The following is a 14,772-nucleotide window of genomic DNA, read 5'->3' on the forward strand; positions in this document are numbered from 1 at the left end:
GAGCCGTGTTCGAGTCCGTGCAGACTCTGATCGACGAGCATCGCCGGGTGCAGGAGGAACTCTCCGACCCGGCGGTGCACGCCGATGCGGCGCGCGCCAAGCGCGTCAACCGTCGCTACGCCGAGCTGTCCCGTATCGTCGCCGCGCACGAGGCGTGGATCGCCGCCGCCGATGACCTGGAGGCCGCGCGCGAGCTCGCCCGTGAGGACGAGGCGTTCGCGGCAGAGATCCCCGTGCTGGAAGAGGGTCTGCAGGCGGCGCAAGAGCGACTGCGGCGGCTGCTGATCCCGCGCGACCCGGACGACGCCCGCGACGTGATCATGGAGATCAAGGCGGGGGAGGGCGGCGCGGAGTCTGCTCTGTTCGCCGCCGACCTGCTGCGCATGTACATCCAGTACGCCGCGTCGAAGGGATGGAAGACGGAGCTCCTCGAGCGCAACGAGTCCGACCTCGGCGGTTACAAGGATGTGCAGGTCGCCATCAAGGGGTCGTCGTCGGACCCCGCTCAGGGCGTCTGGGCGCACCTGAAGTACGAGGGCGGAGTGCACCGCGTCCAGCGTGTTCCGGCGACGGAGTCCCAGGGACGCATCCACACCTCGACCACCGGCGTGCTGGTGTTCCCCGAGGTCGACGAACCCGAAGAGATCCAGATCGACCAGAACGACCTGAAGATCGACGTCTTCCGCTCCTCCGGCCCCGGCGGTCAGTCCGTGAACACCACGGACTCGGCCGTGCGCATCACGCATGTCCCGACCGGCATCGTCGTGTCGATGCAGAACGAGAAGTCCCAGTTGCAGAACCGCGAGGCGGCGATGCGCGTCCTCCGTGCGCGCCTGCTCGCGCGGCAGCAGGAGGAGCTCGACGCGGCGGCATCCGACGCTCGGAAGTCGCAGATCCGGGGCATGGACAGATCCGAGCGCATCCGCACCTACAACTTCCCGGAGAACCGGATCGCGGACCACCGCACCGGGTACAAGGCCTACAACCTCGACCAGGTCATGGATGGAGCCCTCGATCCGCTGATCGAGAGCGCGATCACCGCCGACGAGGAAGCGCGGCTCGCCGCGGTCGGATCCGAGTCCTGAGCCGCGGCGCGGGCGCGCATCAGGTGCGCGCCGCGTACCGGTGCTCCGGACGGCCCGTGGTGCCGTAGCGCAGGCGCACCTCGACGACGGCCCTGCCCGCCAGTGCGGCGAGATGTCGCTGGGCGGTGGCGCGCGAGATGCCGATGCGTTCGCCGATCTCGGCGGCGGAGGCCTCGCCGTCACCGAGGGCGGCGAGCACGAGCTGCTCCGTCGCGGAACGCGACAGGGACACGGGCTCGCCGGCGCCGTGCAGGATGGCGAGAGCCCTGTCGATGTCCTCCTGGCCCAGGGCCCGGTCCCCGGCGAGCAGATTGCGGGAGCGCACATAACGGTCGAGGAGGCCGGTGAGGGCGCGCGTCTCGAACGGCTTGATCAGGTACCCGACGGCTCCCGACCTCAGCGCACGCCGTACGGTCTGCGCGTCGTCGGCCGCGGAGATGAGGATCGTGTCCACACCGGAATCGCGGGCGAAGGCGATCCCGTCGCCGTCGGGGAGGAAGACGTCGGCGACGAGCAGGTCCGGGCGCGAGGAGCGCAGGCTGTCGCGCGCCTCGACGCAGGAGCGCACCGTGTCCACCACCGTGAACCCGGAGTGGTCGTCCACGATCGCCCTGTGCAGCTGGCCGACCCGGAAGTCATCGTCGAGGATGAGCACGCGCAGCGGCTCGGTCATGGGTTCTCCTTCTGCTCGTGTGGTGCAGCGTCGACGACTCCGCCGAGGCGAGCCGCGAACACGGCGCCGTGCTCGTCGCCGCCCGGATCGATGACCCAGAGGTCGCCGCCGCTCCGGCGCGCGATCTCGGTGCACAGCGGCAGACCGATCCCGTGGCCGTGCAGACGATCGTCCGCGTCGTCGGCGTGGCGTGCCGTCGACGCATCGGAGGACCCGAGCCCCGGTCCCGAATCGGCGACGGTGCACACGAGGGCGTCGCCGTCGCTGAGGACGGACACCTCGACCCACCGCGGGTCCCGCGGGCCGGAGACCGCGGCCGTGACGGCGTTGTCGATGAGGTTGCCGAGGACGGTCGCGACGTCCTCCGCCGCGCGCACGTTCCCGATCAGCTGGGTCTCCTCCGCGACCCGCAGCTCGACGCCGCGTTCGGCGGCCTCGACACCCTTGGCGCCGAGGAACGAGTGGAGGAAGGGATCGCCGAGCAGGGCGAGGCCGGCGACGGGGAAGGCCACGGAGCCCCGGGCGACGAGTTCTCCGAGGAAGGTGCGCGCCTCGTCCACGCGCCCCGCATCGATCAGGCCGGCCGCGACATGCAGACGGTTCGCGAACTCGTGCCGCTGCACCCGGAGCGCCGATGTCATGGTCCGCACGGTCTCCAGCCGCTCCGTGAGAGCGATCAGGTCGGTCCGGTCGCGCACGATCAGCACGTCGCCGAGCGAGCGGCCCTCTCGGCGGACAGGGCGCGCGTCGAGGTACAGCAGCCGATCGCCGACCACGGCGCTCGTGCTGTCGACCCCGCCGGTGAACGCGTCGCGCACCGCGGCAGGGACCTCCAGCTCGTCCAGCGTGCGGCCGACAGGGGCGTCGAGGCCGAGCAGGCGGTCGGCTGCCGCGTTGCTCACCTGCACCGTGCCGTGCGGATCCACGGCGATCACTCCGTCGTCCACGCCGTCGAGCACAGCGGTCTGATTCTGCACGAGCGCCACGAGCTCCTCGGGTTGCACGCCGAGGGTCAGCCGCTCCCATCGGCGGCGGAGGAGCAGGAATGCGAGGAAGGCGAGACCCAGGGCGCCCGCTGCGGTGAGACCGATCGCCAGGAGCAGCGGGGGAAGGTCGTCGAACACGCCGTTGCGCTCGAAGCCCACGCTGATCTCGCCGACGGGGGTGCCGGCGTCGTCGCGGACGGGCACCTTCGCCCGCGCGGATTCACCCAGCGTTCCGGTCTGCCAGTCGACGACCTCCCGTCCGGCGAGCACTTCCTCGAACGGCGTGCTCACCACCTCGCCGATGCGCGACGGGATCGGATGCGCCAGACGGATCCCCTCGTCGTCGGTGATGACGACGAACAGGGCGCCGGTGCGCGCCATGACCTCCGAGGAGATCCGCTGTAGCTCTCCGTGGCGCAGGGCGACGGCGTCGGGCTCCTCGGGAGAGGCGGAGACGGCGGCCACTTCGGCGCGGACCTGCGGATCCTCCGCGAGCGTCCGCGCGATGCCGAGGGCGGTGGATTCGGCCTCGGCACGCAGCTGCTGGACCGCGAGGGCGAGATACACACCGGTGCAGAGCGCGACCACGAGGGCCACGGCGGCGAGATGCATCAGCAGCGCGCGCGTCGCGAAACGAGGCCTGGTCCTCGGCATCCTCGACATCGGACTCCTTTCGCGCAATATGCGCAGAACTCACGCTACGCGCACAATGCGCGGGAATGCGGCATACCGCGCCTCGGGCCGGCCGATTGCCTAGTCTCATCGAGATCCGTCGGAGAGGACGGAGCGACGACGAAGGAGTCACCGCATGCCTGACGCACTGACCGTACTGATCGCTGCCGCCGAAGAGGAGGCGCCGACGTACGACGTGGCGTTCGTGCCGCCGGAGTGGATCCTGGTGCTCCTCGGGTTCACGATGGTGCTCACGTTCATGACGCTCATCATGACGAAGCGCCTCACCCCGATGGTGGCACTGATCCTCGTGCCGACCGCTTTCGGTCTCTTCGCCGGAGCAGGGCTGGGACTCGGAGACATGATCCTCGATTCCATCGGCACGATGGCGCCGACGGCGGCCCTGCTGATGTTCGCGATCATGTTCTTCGGCATCATGATCGACGTCGGGCTCTTCGATCCCCTCATCCGGATGATCACGCGCCTGCTCGGAGACGACCCGGCGAAGGTCGTGCTGGGCACGGCGATCCTCGCGGGTGCGGTCTCCCTGGACGGAGACGGCTCGACGACATTCATCATCACGACGTCCGCGATGCTGCCCATCTACCTGCGGCTCGGGATGAGTCCTGTCGTGCTCACGTGCGTCGCGGGGCTCATGAACGGCACCTTGAACATCGTGCCGTGGGGCGGCCCCACCGTGCGGGCGGCGACCGCGCTCGGGCTCCAGCCGACCGACATCTTCGTGCCGATGCTGCCCGCGCTCGGTGCCGGCCTCCTCGTGGCACTCGGGTTCGCCTGGCTCCTCGGGCTGGGGGAGCGCCGCCGACTCGGGGCCCTCGACCCGGATGCGCGGCTCACGGGTGCGGACGGAGGCGCGCTGACGAACGTCCCGCGGATCTTCCGTGGCGCCGAGCTGAAGCCGGGCGCGCGCGCCTCGCTGCGCACGGGCAACCTCGTCGTCGTCGCGGGCGGCCGCGCCCCTGTCGCCGCCGGAAGCGTCGACCCTGCGGACACGGCGATGGCCGACACGATGCTGGATCCGGCTCGGCCGACGCGCCGCCCACGACTGATCTGGTTCAACCTCCTGCTCACCGTCGCGGTGATGGTCCTGCTGGTGATCGACATCCTGCCGCTGCCGTACGTGTTCATGGTAGGGGCCGGGATCGCTCTGCTCGTGAACTTCCGCGGAGTCAAGGAGCAGGCGTCGGAGATCGTCGCCCATGCACCGAGCATCGTCGGCGTCGTCTCGATGGTGATCGCCGCCGGCGTGCTCGTCGGAGTGCTCTCCGGCACCGGGATGGTGGATGCCATGGCGACGTGGATCACCACCGTGCTGCCGCCGGCGCTCGGGCCGTTCCTGGCCCCGATCACCGGGCTCCTCTCCATCCCGTTCACGTTCTTCATGTCCAACGACGCCTTCTACTTCGGCATCCTCCCGGTGCTCGCCCAGAGCGCGGCGAACTTCGGCATCGACCCGGTCGAGATGGCGCGAGCCTCGATCACCGGGCAGCCGGTGCATCTGCAGAGCCCGCTCGTCCCGGCGATCCTGCTGCTCGTCTCGCTCGCGGGCGTGAACCTCGGAGACCACCACCGCAAGGTGCTGTGGCGCGCGGCGATCGTCTCGCTGGTCATGCTCGGCATCGGCATCGTGAGCGGGGCCGTCCCGTTCTTCGTGGCGCAGTGACCGTCGGGCACGCGGGGCGATAGGCTCTGCGCGTGATCACCTTTCTCTTCCGCGGTCTGATGTACGTCGTGTCCGCCGGGCTCGGTCTGATCGCAGCCGATCTGCTGCTCGACGGGTTCCAGATCCAGTGGGACAAGTGGTGGGGCTTCGTCGTCTGCGTGCTGATCTTCGCGATCCTGCAGACCGTGCTCTCGCCGTGGGTCAGCAAGGTCGCCGACAGATACGCCCCCGTGCTGATGGGCGGGATCGGGATCGTGTCGACGCTGATCTCGCTCGTCGTCGTGGTGCTGCTGCCGATCGGCGGTCTGCGCATCACCGATCTCACCGGCTGGCTGCTGGGCGCCGTGATCGTCTGGCTGATCACCGCGCTCGGCAGCGTCCTGCTGCCGCTCCTCTTCCTCCGGAAGAAGGTCGACGCCGCCAAGGGACGCCGCGGCTCCGAACGCTGAGGTCTCAGATGGCGTAGTCGGGCGCGGTGAGCAGCGCCCTCGTGTCATCGCCGACCGTGCGCTGACGAGGCTTCGCCGGCACGCCGACGAGGATGCTGTCCGCCGGGGCATCGCGCGTCACGACGGCGTTCGCCCCGACGACCGAGTGTGCGCCGATCGTGATGGGGCCGAGAATCTTCGCGCCGGCGCCGACGGCAACTCCGTCCTGAAGGGTGGGATGCCGCTTGCCGGCGGTGCGGGTGCGACCGCCGAGAGTGACGCCGTGATACATCAGCACGTCATCACCCACCTCGGCGGTCTCGCCGATGACGACGCCCATGCCGTGATCGATGAAGAAGCGTCGACCGATCCGCGCTCCCGGATGGATCTCGATGCCCGTCAGCCAGCGCGAGATCTGCGAGCAGGCGCGGGCGAGCAGCCGGAGGCGGCGACGCCACAGCGCATGCGAGACGCGGTGCGCCCACACCGCGTGCAGTCCCGGGTAGAGCAGCGCGACCTCGAGAGAGCTGCGTGCCGCGGGGTCGCGCAGACGGGCCGCCGCGATGTCCTCGCGCATCCGCGCGATCATTCCCATGTGCGACTCAGGCTTCGCGCAGATCCTCGAACAGCGCGGTGGAGAGGTAGCGCTCACCGGTGTCCGGGATCACGACGACGATGGTCTTGCCGGCGTTCTCGGGGCGCGCGGCGACCTTCAGCGCGGCGGCGACGGCCGCCCCGGACGACATGCCGACCAGCAGGCCCTCCTTCGCCGCGAGGTCCCGCGCGACGCGCAGCGACTCGTCGAACTCGGCCGTGATGATCTCGTCCAGCACCTCGCGGTCGAGGACATCCGGGACGAAGTTCGGGCCGATGCCCTGGATCTTGTGCGGGCCGGGGTGGCCCTCGGTCAGCACGGGGGAGTCCTTGGGTTCGACCGCGATCACCTGGACGCCGGGCTTGGCCGCCTTGAGAGCCTGCCCGGTGCCGGTGACCGTTCCGCCGGTGCCCACGCCGGCGATGAAGACGTCCACCGCGCCGTCGGTGTCGCGGAGGATCTCCTGCGCCGTGGTCTCCCGGTGGATCTGCGGGTTCGCCGGATTCTCGAACTGGCGGATCCAGATGGCACCGGGGGTCTCGGCGACGATGCGCTCGACCTCCGCGATGGCCCCCTTCATCCCCAGGGTGGGATCGGTGAGCACGATCTCCGCACCGAACGCCTTGAGCAGCACGCGGCGCTCCTTCGACATCGACGCCGGCATCGTCAGGATGACGCGGTAGCCCCGCGCCGCACCCACCATCGCGAGGGCGATGCCGGTGTTGCCGCTCGTGGACTCCACGATGGTGCCGCCCGGCTTCAGCTCGCCGGATGCCTCTGCGGCGTTGATCATGGCGATGCCGATGCGGTCCTTCACGCTCGACGCCGGGTTGTAGTACTCGAGCTTGGCGAGGACGGTCGCTCCGAGTCCCTCGGTCACGCGGTTCAGACGGACGAGCGGGGTGTTGCCGAAAGCGGTGGTGATGTCGGCGTGGATACCGGGCATGAGGAGCCTTCCTGTGCGGGGTCGCTGCCGCACCAGCCTAGGCGAGCGCCCTGTGAGCGAGGGCATTGTGACGACCGTCGGCACTCTACGCTGGAACGCATGCCCGACTCCTCCCTCTCCGCCGTCGTCCGCGCCGCCGCACAGCGCCTGGCCGATGCCGGCGTGCCTGAACCTCTGGTGGACGCCGAGCTGCTCGCCGGTCACGTCACCGGCCGGAGCAGGGGAGAGGTGCAGGCGGCGATCGTCCGGGGCGATCGGATCGACGAGGAGGATGCGGCGGCGCTGGAGGAGCTCGTGGTGCGCCGTTGCGCACGCGAGCCGCTGCAGCACATCACCGGCACGGCCCCGTTCCGCCATCTCGAGCTGGCGGTCGGCCCCGGAGTGTTCGTCCCGCGGCCGGAGACCGAGACGGTCGTGCAGTACGCGATCGACGCACTGCTGAATGCCGCGGAGCCGGCGCCGATCGGTGTCGATCTCGGCACGGGAAGCGGCGCGATCGCCCTCGCCATGGCCACCGAGGTGCCCCACGCCCGGATCTTCGCCGCGGAGCTGTCCGCCGACGCGCACGCCTGGGCCAGCCGCAACGTCGCCGGCGTCGAGAACCTGACGCTCGTGCTGGCGGACCTCGACGAGGCCTTCCCGGAACTCGACGGTGAGGCGACCGTCGTCATCTCCAATCCGCCCTACGTCCCGGACGCCGCCGTCCCGCGCGACCCGGAGGTGCGGCTCTTCGATCCCGCGATGGCCCTCTACGGAGGCGAGGACGGTCTGGACGTCGTCCGAAGGCTCAGCACGCGCGCGCTGCGGCTGCTGCACCCGGGTGGGCTGCTGGTCATCGAGCACGGCGAGCTGCAGGGAGAGGCGATCAGGGCGATCCTCACGGCGGACGGCTGGAGGGCGGCGGCGACGCACCGTGATCTCACGTTGCGAGACCGCACCACCACAGCGCTGCGACCCTGATCAGGCGGCTCCGAGCATGCGCGACACCCCGGACGCATAGAATCGAACCGTCATGTCCCCCATCTTCGACTGCCGCGACGAGTCGCAGCTGCTCGCCGGCATGCGCCATGCGCGCCAGGCGATCGGCCGCGGCGACCTCATCGTCATGCCCACAGACACGGTGTACGGCGTCGCCGCCGACGCCTTCTCCCCGGCCGCCGTGCAGCGGCTCCTCGATGCGAAGGGGCGGGGCCGCGACCAGCCGCCGCCCGTCCTGATCGGCACCAAGGAGACGCTGAGCGCGCTGGCGGAGTCCGTCCCCGAGCCGGTGGAGCGCCTCGTCGAGGTCTTCTGGCCGGGCGGACTCACGATCGTGCTCCCTGCGCAGCCGTCGCTGGTGTGGGACCTGGGCGAGACGCTCGGGACCGTCGCCGTGCGGATGCCCGAAGGACGCGTCGCCCTCGAGCTGCTGGCGGAGACGGGGCCGCTCGCGGTCTCCAGCGCGAATCTCACGGGCCGTGCAGCGGCCATCTCCGCCCTGGACGCCGAGAAGATGCTCGGCGAGAGCGTCGCGGTGTACCTCGACGACGGCCTCAGTCGCGACGGCATCGCCTCGACCATCGTCGATGCGACCTCCCTCGTGCGCCGCGATGCGGAGGACGCCACCGCAGTCGTGCGGATCCTGCGCGACGGCGCCGTCAGCCGCGAGCAGCTGAGAGAGGTGCTCGGCGACCTGCTCGAGCCGGAGGAGCTGGACGGGGATTCGTGAAGCAGTATCTCTTCACGATCATCCTCACCGCCGCGATCACGTTCGCACTGACCTGGGCGGTGTGGCGGCTGAGCCTCCGTTACAAGCTCTACCCCGGCATCCGGGAGCGCGACGTCCATACGACGCCGACGCCGCGGCTCGGCGGCGTCGCGATCTTCCTCGGCATCGCTGCGGCATTCGGGTTCTCCGCGGTGAACCCCTTCTTCCAGAGCATCTGGATCCCGCCGCAGACGATGTGGTCGATCCTCGGCGCCTCGCTGCTCATCGCGGCCATCGGCGTCGTCGACGACCTGTGGGACATCGACTGGATGATCAAGCTCGGCGCGCAGTTCCTCGCGGCGGGACTCATCACGGTGGGCGGGGGACTGCAGATCCTGTCGTTGCCGTTCGGGGACCTGATCGTCGTATCGAGCTGGCTGAGCATCACGATCACGATGTTCGCGATCGTGATCGTGATGAACGCGGTCAACTTCATCGACGGTCTCGACGGACTCGTCGCCGGGGTGTGCCTCATCTCGAACGGCGTCTTCTTCGCCTACTCCTACATCTTCACCCGCGACTCCGGCGCCTCCAGCTACTTCAACCTGTCGACGTTCCTCGCTGCCGTGCTGATCGGCGCCTGCCTCGGCTTCCTGCCGTTGAACTGGAGTCCGGCGAAGCTGTTCATGGGCGACTCGGGCGCGCTCGTGATCGGGCTGCTCATGGCGACGTCGGCGATCGCGATCACGGGCCAGATGGATCCCTCGGCCCTCGACCCCGAGCGCCTCGGGCGGTCTCAGCTGGTCGGTGCCTTCCTGCCCGTCCTGCTTCCGCTGCTGGTCGTCCTGCTTCCGCTGCTCGATTTCGGCCTCGCGGTGCTGCGCCGGATGAGCGCGGGGCGCTCACCGTTCTCGCCCGACCGCAAGCACCTGCATCACCGCATGCTCGACCTCGGCCACCGCGATCGCGACGCCGTGCTGATCTTCTACGCCTGGACCGCCGTGATCTCGCTCGCCGTGCTGCTGATGTACGTCGGCGCGCGGGAGGACTGGCCCGGCCAGTACCTTCCCGGCGTCGGCTTCGGCATCCTCGGCATCGCCGCCTGCCTCTTCATCACCCTGAGCCCCAGCCGCAGCGGTCGCCGCGCAGCGGACGCCGAACCCGACCCGACACCCGTGGAGCCCTCATGAGCCCGAGTCCTGTTTCCAGCACGCCGATCCTGCGCCGCACCCTGATCTGGTCGGCGGTGGCGACCGGCGTCCTGGCGGTCGTCGCCGGCGGCGTGGGATTCCTCGTGGCGCAGGGGGAGGGGCTCGTCAGCGGGCTGCTCGGCGTCCTGCTCGCCGCGCTCTTCCTCGCGATCACCGGCATCAGCATCCTGATCGCCAACCGCTGGTACGGCGACCCGCTCTACGTGCAGCTCTTCTTCGCGATCGTCCTCGGCGGCTGGCTGCTGAAGCTGGGCGTGTTCGTCCTGGTGATGATCCTGCTCGCGGGGCAGCCGTGGCTCGACCCGATGGTGTTCTTCCTGTCGATCGTGGCCGGAGTGCTGATGTCTCTCGCGATCGATGTCGTCGTCCTCACGCAGATGCGGCTGCCGAGCGTCAGCGACACGACGCTGCCGACGGAGGTTCCGGAGGATCGCGCTCCCGGCACGGCGAATCACATCGATGAGGGACCCGTCGAAGAGGGCCCGCGGTCTTAGGGCACCCTCAGATTCTGATACTGTTGAAACGTGCCCGCCGCTCGCCCGCGAGCGCTTGCGCTGATTGCACACCGACCATCGTCGCCCCGGTTTAGACCGGTGCCCCGAAGCTGGAGCCCGCGCTGTTTAATCTTGCTGCGACCCTGACCCCCCGACTTGCCTCCGACGGCGAGTTCCACGGCCCTTCGATCGACGAGTTCTTCCCGCCGATCCTCTTCCACGTCGGGCCGCTCCCGGTGACCCGGATCCAGCTGATCCAGTTCCTCTCGGTGATCGCTGTCGTCCTTCTTCTGTGGCTCGGCACGCGGCGCATGAAGGTCGTCCCCGGCCGGTTCCAGAGCGTCGTGGAGATGGGCCTGGGCTTCGTCCGCGGCGGCATCGCGCACGACCTGCTGGGCCGCAAGGACGGCGACCGCTTCCTGCCGATCCTCACCACGATCTTCTTCATGGTGCTGTTCATGAACGTGACGGGCATCATCCCCGGCCTGAACATGCCGGGAACGGCCATCATCGCGGTGCCGCTCACGCTCGCCGTGGTCAGCTACGTCACCTTCATCTACGCCGGCATCAAGAAGAGCCCGAAGAACTTCTTCAAGAACGCCCTGTTCCCCTCGGGCGTCCCGTGGCCGGTCTACTTCATCGTCACGCCGATCGAGCTCATCTCGACGTTCATCATCCGCCCGGTGACCCTCACCCTGCGACTGCTGATGAACCTCGTCGTCGGTCACATGATCCTGGTGCTGTGCTTCGCAGCGACCCAGTTCTTCTTCTTCACCGCAGGCGGCGGCTGGGCCGTTCTCGGTGTCGGAACCCTCGCCTTCGGCGGTGCCTTCACTCTCTTCGAGATTCTGGTCACCGTCCTGCAGGCCTACGTCTTCACCGTCCTCACCGCGGTCTACATCCAGCTCGCGGTCGCAGAAGAGCACTGAGCGGGCGGGCAACAGCCCTCCCACCCAACGAAAGGAAAAACCCGTGGACGCAACTACGGTTCTCGCTGAAATCAACGGCCACCTCGCTTCGGTCGGCTACGGCCTCGCCGCGATCGGTCCGGCCATCGGTGTGGGCATCGTCGTCGGCAAGACGATCGAGGGTGTCGCCCGTCAGCCCGAGCTGGCGGGTCGCCTGCAGGTCCTGATGTGGATCGGTATCGCCTTCACCGAGGCGCTTGCATTCGTCGGCATCGCCGTCGGATTCATCCCCTTCCCGTAATCCCCACCGACTTCTGAAGGAGACAGGATGCTGAACGCTCTTGTCACGAACCTCGCGGCAGCGGAGGGGGAATCCCCCAACCCGTTGCTCCCCGCGGGGTACGACATCATCTGGTCGGGCCTGTGGTTCCTCATCATTCTCGTCGTGGTGTGGAAGGTCGCCCTTCCTCGCCTGACGAAGATGCTCGACGAGCGCTCAGCCGCGATCGAGGGGAACATCGCCAAGGCCGACGAGGCGCAGAAGCAGGCGGAGGCGGCACTCGAGGAGTACACGCGTCAGCTCGCTGAGGCGCGTACCGAGGCCGGCGAGATCCGCGAGGCCGCCCGCGAGGACGGCAAGAAGATCGTCGCCGAGGCGAAGGAGACCGCCGCTGCCGAGGCAGCGCGTCTGACCGCCACCGCGCACACGCAGATCGAGGCCGAGCGCCAGACGGCTCTCGTCTCCCTGCGCAGCGAGGTCGGCTCGCTCGCTCTCGACCTCGCCGGTGGCGTGGTCGGCGAGACGCTCTCCGACGACGCTCGCGCGGCCGCCGTGGTCGACCGCTTCCTCGCCGATCTCGAAGCATCCGACCTTCGACAGGCTCAGGTACCGGGCGGGCAGTCGTAATGGGCAGCGCGACCGCTCAGGCACTCGCGGCATCCACTCAGACGCTTGCCGCAGCGAAGGACGTCACCCTCGAGACCGCGCGCGAGCTGTTCGCGGCCGCGCGGGCCGTGGGCGAATCGTCTCAGCTGAGCGGCGCGCTGGCTGACCCCTCGGCTCCGGCCTCGGCCCGGCAGAACGTCGTGTCCGCGGTGTTCGGGCAGTACGGCTCCGCGGCGCAGGACGTCTTGCGCACCGCGGTCGCTGAACGCTGGTCGAACGCGTCCGAGCTGATCGACGGTCTCGAGGAGCTCGCGATCCGGGCGGCGACCATCGCCGAGTCCGGCGCGGACATCGAGGGAGAGCTCTTCGGCTTCTCGCGGGTGATCGCGGCGAACCCGGAGCTCGAGCTCGCTCTCGGCAGCCGGCTCGGGGGAGAGGACGCGAAGGCCGCCCTGGTCGAGCGTCTCCTCGTCGATGCCTCTGCCAGCGCTCCGACGGCCCTCATCGTCACGTCCCTCGTGCGTCAGCCGCGCGAGCGCCGGGTGCGGCAGCTGCTGAGCCGGGCGATGCGTATCGTCTCGAGCCAGCGCGGCCGCCTCGTGGCCACGGTGCACACGGCGACCGAGCTCAGCGACGCGCAGCGCACGCGACTCGGCCAGACGCTCTCGCAGCGATACGGCGGCCAGGTGTCCCTCAACCTCGTCATCGACCCCAGCGTCGTCGGAGGCCTGCGCGTGCAGATCGCCGACGACGTGATCGACGGCAGCATCTCCGCACGACTCGCCGACCTTCGCCAGAAGCTCGCGGGCTAACACGACTTCGCGCGGGGAACCGCGCACCCAGATACAAAGGGAAGACAATGGCAGAACTATCGATCAGCCCCGACGTCATCCGTGACGCGCTGAAGGACTTCGCCGCAGCATACGAGCCCACCGGCGCCGCAGCGACGGAGGTCGGCACGGTCATCGACGCCGCCGACGGCATCGCGCACGTCGAGGGACTGCCGGGTGTGATGGCGAACGAGCTCGTCACCTTCGGAGACGGCACCAAGGGCCTCGCGCTGAACCTCGACGAGCACGAGATCGGCGTCGTCGTCCTCGGCGACTTCACCGGCATCGAGGCCGGTCAGGAGGTCACCCGCACGGGTGAGGTCCTCTCCGTCCCGGTCGGCGACGGCTACCTGGGTCGCGTCGTCGACCCGCTCGGCAACCCGATCGACGGCCTCGGCTCGATCGCCACCGAGGGCGTCCGCGAGCTCGAACTGCAGGCGCCCGGCGTCATGCAGCGCAAGTCCGTGCACGAGCCGATGCAGACCGGCATCAAGGCCATCGACGCGATGATCCCGGTCGGCCGCGGCCAGCGTCAGCTGATCATCGGCGACCGCCAGACCGGCAAGACGGCCATCGCGATCGACACGATCATCAACCAGAAGGCCAACTGGGAGTCGGGCGACGTCAACAAGCAGGTGCGCTGCATCTACGTCGCCATCGGACAGAAGGGCTCGACGATCGCCTCGGTGAAGGGCGCGCTCGAAGAGGCCGGCGCCCTGGAGTACACCACTATCGTGGCCGCTCCGGCATCCGACCCCGCCGGCTTCAAGTACCTCGCCCCCTACACGGGTTCGGCTATCGGCCAGCACTGGATGTACGGCGGCAAGCACGTCCTCATCATCTTCGACGACCTGTCGAAGCAGGCCGAGGCCTACCGTGCCGTCTCCCTCCTCCTGCGCCGCCCGCCGGGCCGCGAGGCCTACCCGGGTGACGTCTTCTACCTGCACTCGCGTCTGCTGGAGCGTTGCGCGAAGCTGTCCGACGAGCTCGGCGCCGGCTCCATGACGGGTCTCCCGATCATCGAGACCAAGGCGAACGACGTCTCGGCGTACATCCCGACCAACGTGATCTCGATCACCGACGGCCAGATCTTCCTGCAGTCCGACCTCTTCAACGCCAACCAGCGTCCGGCGGTCGACGTGGGTATCTCGGTCTCGCGTGTCGGTGGTGACGCTCAGGTCAAGTCCATCAAGAAGGTCTCCGGAACGTTGAAGCTGGAGCTGGCGCAGTACCGCTCGCTCGAGGCGTTCGCGATGTTCGCGTCGGACCTCGACGCCGCCTCGCGTCGCCAGCTGTCGCGCGGTGCCCGTCTGACCGAGCTGCTCAAGCAGCCGCAGTACTCGCCGTACCCCGTCGAGGAGCAGGTCGTGTCGATCTGGGCCGGAACGAACGGCAAGCTCGACTCGATCGAGGTCGAGGACGTGCTGCGCTTCGAGCGCGAGCTGCTCGACTACCTGCGTCGCAACACCAAGGTGCTCGACACGCTGCGCGAGACCAACGTGCTGGATGACGACACGGTCGCAGAGCTCGACAAGCAGACGGACAACTTCCTCCTGGAGTTCCAGGGCGGCAAGGGCCACGCCATCGGCGCCCCCGGCCACGAGGAGCACGCTGCAGCTGAGGCTGAGGACGTCAACCAGGAGAAGATCGTCAAGGGTCGTCGCGCGTAACTGCGCGGGGTACTGAC

16 protein-coding genes are annotated in these 14,772 nt (G+C 69.1%); 12 read left to right on the plus strand and 4 right to left on the minus strand.

Translation table 11 applies throughout. The annotated features are described in order from the left end of the window. Positions 1-5 precede the first annotated feature (5 nt). Positions 6-1,085 carry a peptide chain release factor 1 gene (prfA, locus tag CSX12_RS07030; RefSeq protein ID WP_124895329.1) on the plus strand — a complete coding sequence of 360 codons (1,080 nt, stop codon included), beginning with the start codon at positions 6-8 and terminating at the stop codon, positions 1,083-1,085. A 19-nt stretch (positions 1,086-1,104) separates the two neighbouring features. On the opposite strand, the gene CSX12_RS07035 is transcribed toward prfA, so the two are convergent. Then, positions 1,105-1,758 (minus strand): response regulator, encoded by a 654-nt coding sequence (locus CSX12_RS07035; RefSeq protein WP_124895330.1) that lies wholly within the window; start codon positions 1,756-1,758, stop codon positions 1,105-1,107. Then, a complete protein-coding gene (locus CSX12_RS07040; RefSeq protein ID WP_206427145.1) occupies positions 1,755-3,407 on the minus strand; it encodes a sensor histidine kinase in 1,653 nt (550 codons plus the stop codon). The genes CSX12_RS07035 and CSX12_RS07040 overlap by 4 nt, the downstream gene beginning before the upstream one ends. Positions 3,408-3,552: 145 nt before the next feature. On the opposite strand from CSX12_RS07040, the gene CSX12_RS07045 reads away from it, so the two are divergent. Both CSX12_RS07045 and CSX12_RS07050 read left to right on the plus strand, forming a co-directional pair. Further along, positions 3,553-5,100: a CitMHS family transporter gene (locus CSX12_RS07045; protein ID WP_124895331.1), complete on the plus strand. Its 1,548-nt coding sequence runs from the start codon at positions 3,553-3,555 to the stop codon at positions 5,098-5,100. Positions 5,101-5,132: 32 nt separating this feature from the next. Next, positions 5,133-5,549, plus strand: coding sequence for a phage holin family protein (locus CSX12_RS07050; protein WP_124895332.1), 417 nt, complete (start codon positions 5,133-5,135; stop codon positions 5,547-5,549). 4 nt (positions 5,550-5,553) lie between these two features. Here the strand turns inward: CSX12_RS07050 and epsC are convergent, their stop codons facing one another. Further along, the gene (gene epsC / locus CSX12_RS07055; protein WP_124895333.1) at positions 5,554-6,123 is read right to left on the minus strand and encodes a serine O-acetyltransferase EpsC; all 570 of its coding nucleotides are present in this window, start codon (positions 6,121-6,123) and stop codon (positions 5,554-5,556) included. 7 nt (positions 6,124-6,130) lie between these two features. Further along, entirely contained in the window at positions 6,131-7,069 is a 939-nt protein-coding gene (cysK, locus tag CSX12_RS07060) for a cysteine synthase A (protein WP_017203138.1), read from the minus strand. Between the two features lie 99 nt (positions 7,070-7,168). Between cysK and prmC the strand changes: the two genes are divergently transcribed. The 9 genes from prmC (at position 7,169) to atpA (ending at position 14,755) form a co-directional block, all read left to right on the plus strand. Then, on the plus strand, positions 7,169-8,029 hold the full coding sequence (gene prmC / locus CSX12_RS07065) for a peptide chain release factor N(5)-glutamine methyltransferase (protein ID WP_124895334.1): 861 nt from the start codon (positions 7,169-7,171) through the stop codon (positions 8,027-8,029). A gap of 52 nt (positions 8,030-8,081) precedes the next feature. Continuing rightward, entirely contained in the window at positions 8,082-8,777 is a 696-nt protein-coding gene (locus CSX12_RS07070) for an L-threonylcarbamoyladenylate synthase (protein WP_124895335.1), read from the plus strand. Then, positions 8,774-9,946 (plus strand): MraY family glycosyltransferase, encoded by a 1,173-nt coding sequence (locus CSX12_RS07075; protein WP_124895336.1) that lies wholly within the window; start codon positions 8,774-8,776, stop codon positions 9,944-9,946. The genes CSX12_RS07070 and CSX12_RS07075 overlap by 4 nt, the downstream gene beginning before the upstream one ends. Next, on the plus strand, positions 9,943-10,461 hold the full coding sequence (locus CSX12_RS07080; protein ID WP_017203134.1) for a hypothetical protein: 519 nt from the start codon (positions 9,943-9,945) through the stop codon (positions 10,459-10,461). Before CSX12_RS07075 ends, CSX12_RS07080 begins: the two co-directional genes overlap by 4 nt. A 143-nt stretch (positions 10,462-10,604) precedes the next feature. Continuing rightward, a complete protein-coding gene (gene atpB / locus CSX12_RS07085) occupies positions 10,605-11,390 on the plus strand; it encodes a F0F1 ATP synthase subunit A (protein ID WP_026049849.1) in 786 nt (261 codons plus the stop codon). Positions 11,391-11,433: 43 nt separating this feature from the next. Next, positions 11,434-11,670 carry an ATP synthase F0 subunit C gene (atpE, locus tag CSX12_RS07090; RefSeq protein WP_017203132.1) on the plus strand — a complete coding sequence of 79 codons (237 nt, stop codon included), beginning with the start codon at positions 11,434-11,436 and terminating at the stop codon, positions 11,668-11,670. Between the two features lie 27 nt (positions 11,671-11,697). Beyond that, complete coding sequence (locus CSX12_RS07095) at positions 11,698-12,276, plus strand: F0F1 ATP synthase subunit B (RefSeq protein ID WP_017203131.1); 579 nt, start codon at positions 11,698-11,700, stop codon at positions 12,274-12,276. Next, positions 12,276-13,067, plus strand: a complete 792-nt coding sequence (locus CSX12_RS07100; protein ID WP_017203130.1) for a F0F1 ATP synthase subunit delta — start codon at positions 12,276-12,278, stop codon at positions 13,065-13,067. The genes CSX12_RS07095 and CSX12_RS07100 overlap by 1 nt, the downstream gene beginning before the upstream one ends. Before the next feature lie 47 nt (positions 13,068-13,114). Continuing rightward, the gene (gene atpA, locus CSX12_RS07105) at positions 13,115-14,755 is read left to right on the plus strand and encodes a F0F1 ATP synthase subunit alpha (RefSeq protein ID WP_017203129.1); all 1,641 of its coding nucleotides are present in this window, start codon (positions 13,115-13,117) and stop codon (positions 14,753-14,755) included. The last annotated feature ends 17 nt before the right edge of the window (positions 14,756-14,772 follow it).

The organism is Microbacterium sp. Y-01 (assembly GCF_003856715.1).
Classification (GTDB): Bacteria; Actinomycetota; Actinomycetes; order Actinomycetales; family Microbacteriaceae; genus Microbacterium; species Microbacterium algeriense.

What these genes read in the sequence shown, in the direction of transcription:
- CSX12_RS07035 (WP_124895330.1), bottom strand. Translation starts at nt 1,758, where the DNA reads ATGACCGAGCCGCTGCGCGTGCTCATCCTCGACGATGACTTCCGGGTC.
- CSX12_RS07040 (WP_206427145.1), bottom strand. Translation starts at nt 3,407, where the DNA reads ATGTCGAGGATGCCGAGGACCAGGCCTCGTTTCGCGACGCGCGCGCTG.
- CSX12_RS07045 (WP_124895331.1), top strand. Translation starts at nt 3,553, where the DNA reads ATGCCTGACGCACTGACCGTACTGATCGCTGCCGCCGAAGAGGAGGCG.
- epsC (WP_124895333.1), bottom strand. Translation starts at nt 6,123, where the DNA reads ATGGGAATGATCGCGCGGATGCGCGAGGACATCGCGGCGGCCCGTCTG.
- cysK (WP_017203138.1), bottom strand. Translation starts at nt 7,069, where the DNA reads ATGCCCGGTATCCACGCCGACATCACCACCGCTTTCGGCAACACCCCG.
- prmC (WP_124895334.1), top strand. Translation starts at nt 7,169, where the DNA reads ATGCCCGACTCCTCCCTCTCCGCCGTCGTCCGCGCCGCCGCACAGCGC.
- CSX12_RS07070 (WP_124895335.1), top strand. Translation starts at nt 8,082, where the DNA reads ATGTCCCCCATCTTCGACTGCCGCGACGAGTCGCAGCTGCTCGCCGGC.
- CSX12_RS07080 (WP_017203134.1), top strand. Translation starts at nt 9,943, where the DNA reads ATGAGCCCGAGTCCTGTTTCCAGCACGCCGATCCTGCGCCGCACCCTG.
- CSX12_RS07095 (WP_017203131.1), top strand. Translation starts at nt 11,698, where the DNA reads ATGCTGAACGCTCTTGTCACGAACCTCGCGGCAGCGGAGGGGGAATCC.
- CSX12_RS07100 (WP_017203130.1), top strand. Translation starts at nt 12,276, where the DNA reads ATGGGCAGCGCGACCGCTCAGGCACTCGCGGCATCCACTCAGACGCTT.
- atpA (WP_017203129.1), top strand. Translation starts at nt 13,115, where the DNA reads ATGGCAGAACTATCGATCAGCCCCGACGTCATCCGTGACGCGCTGAAG.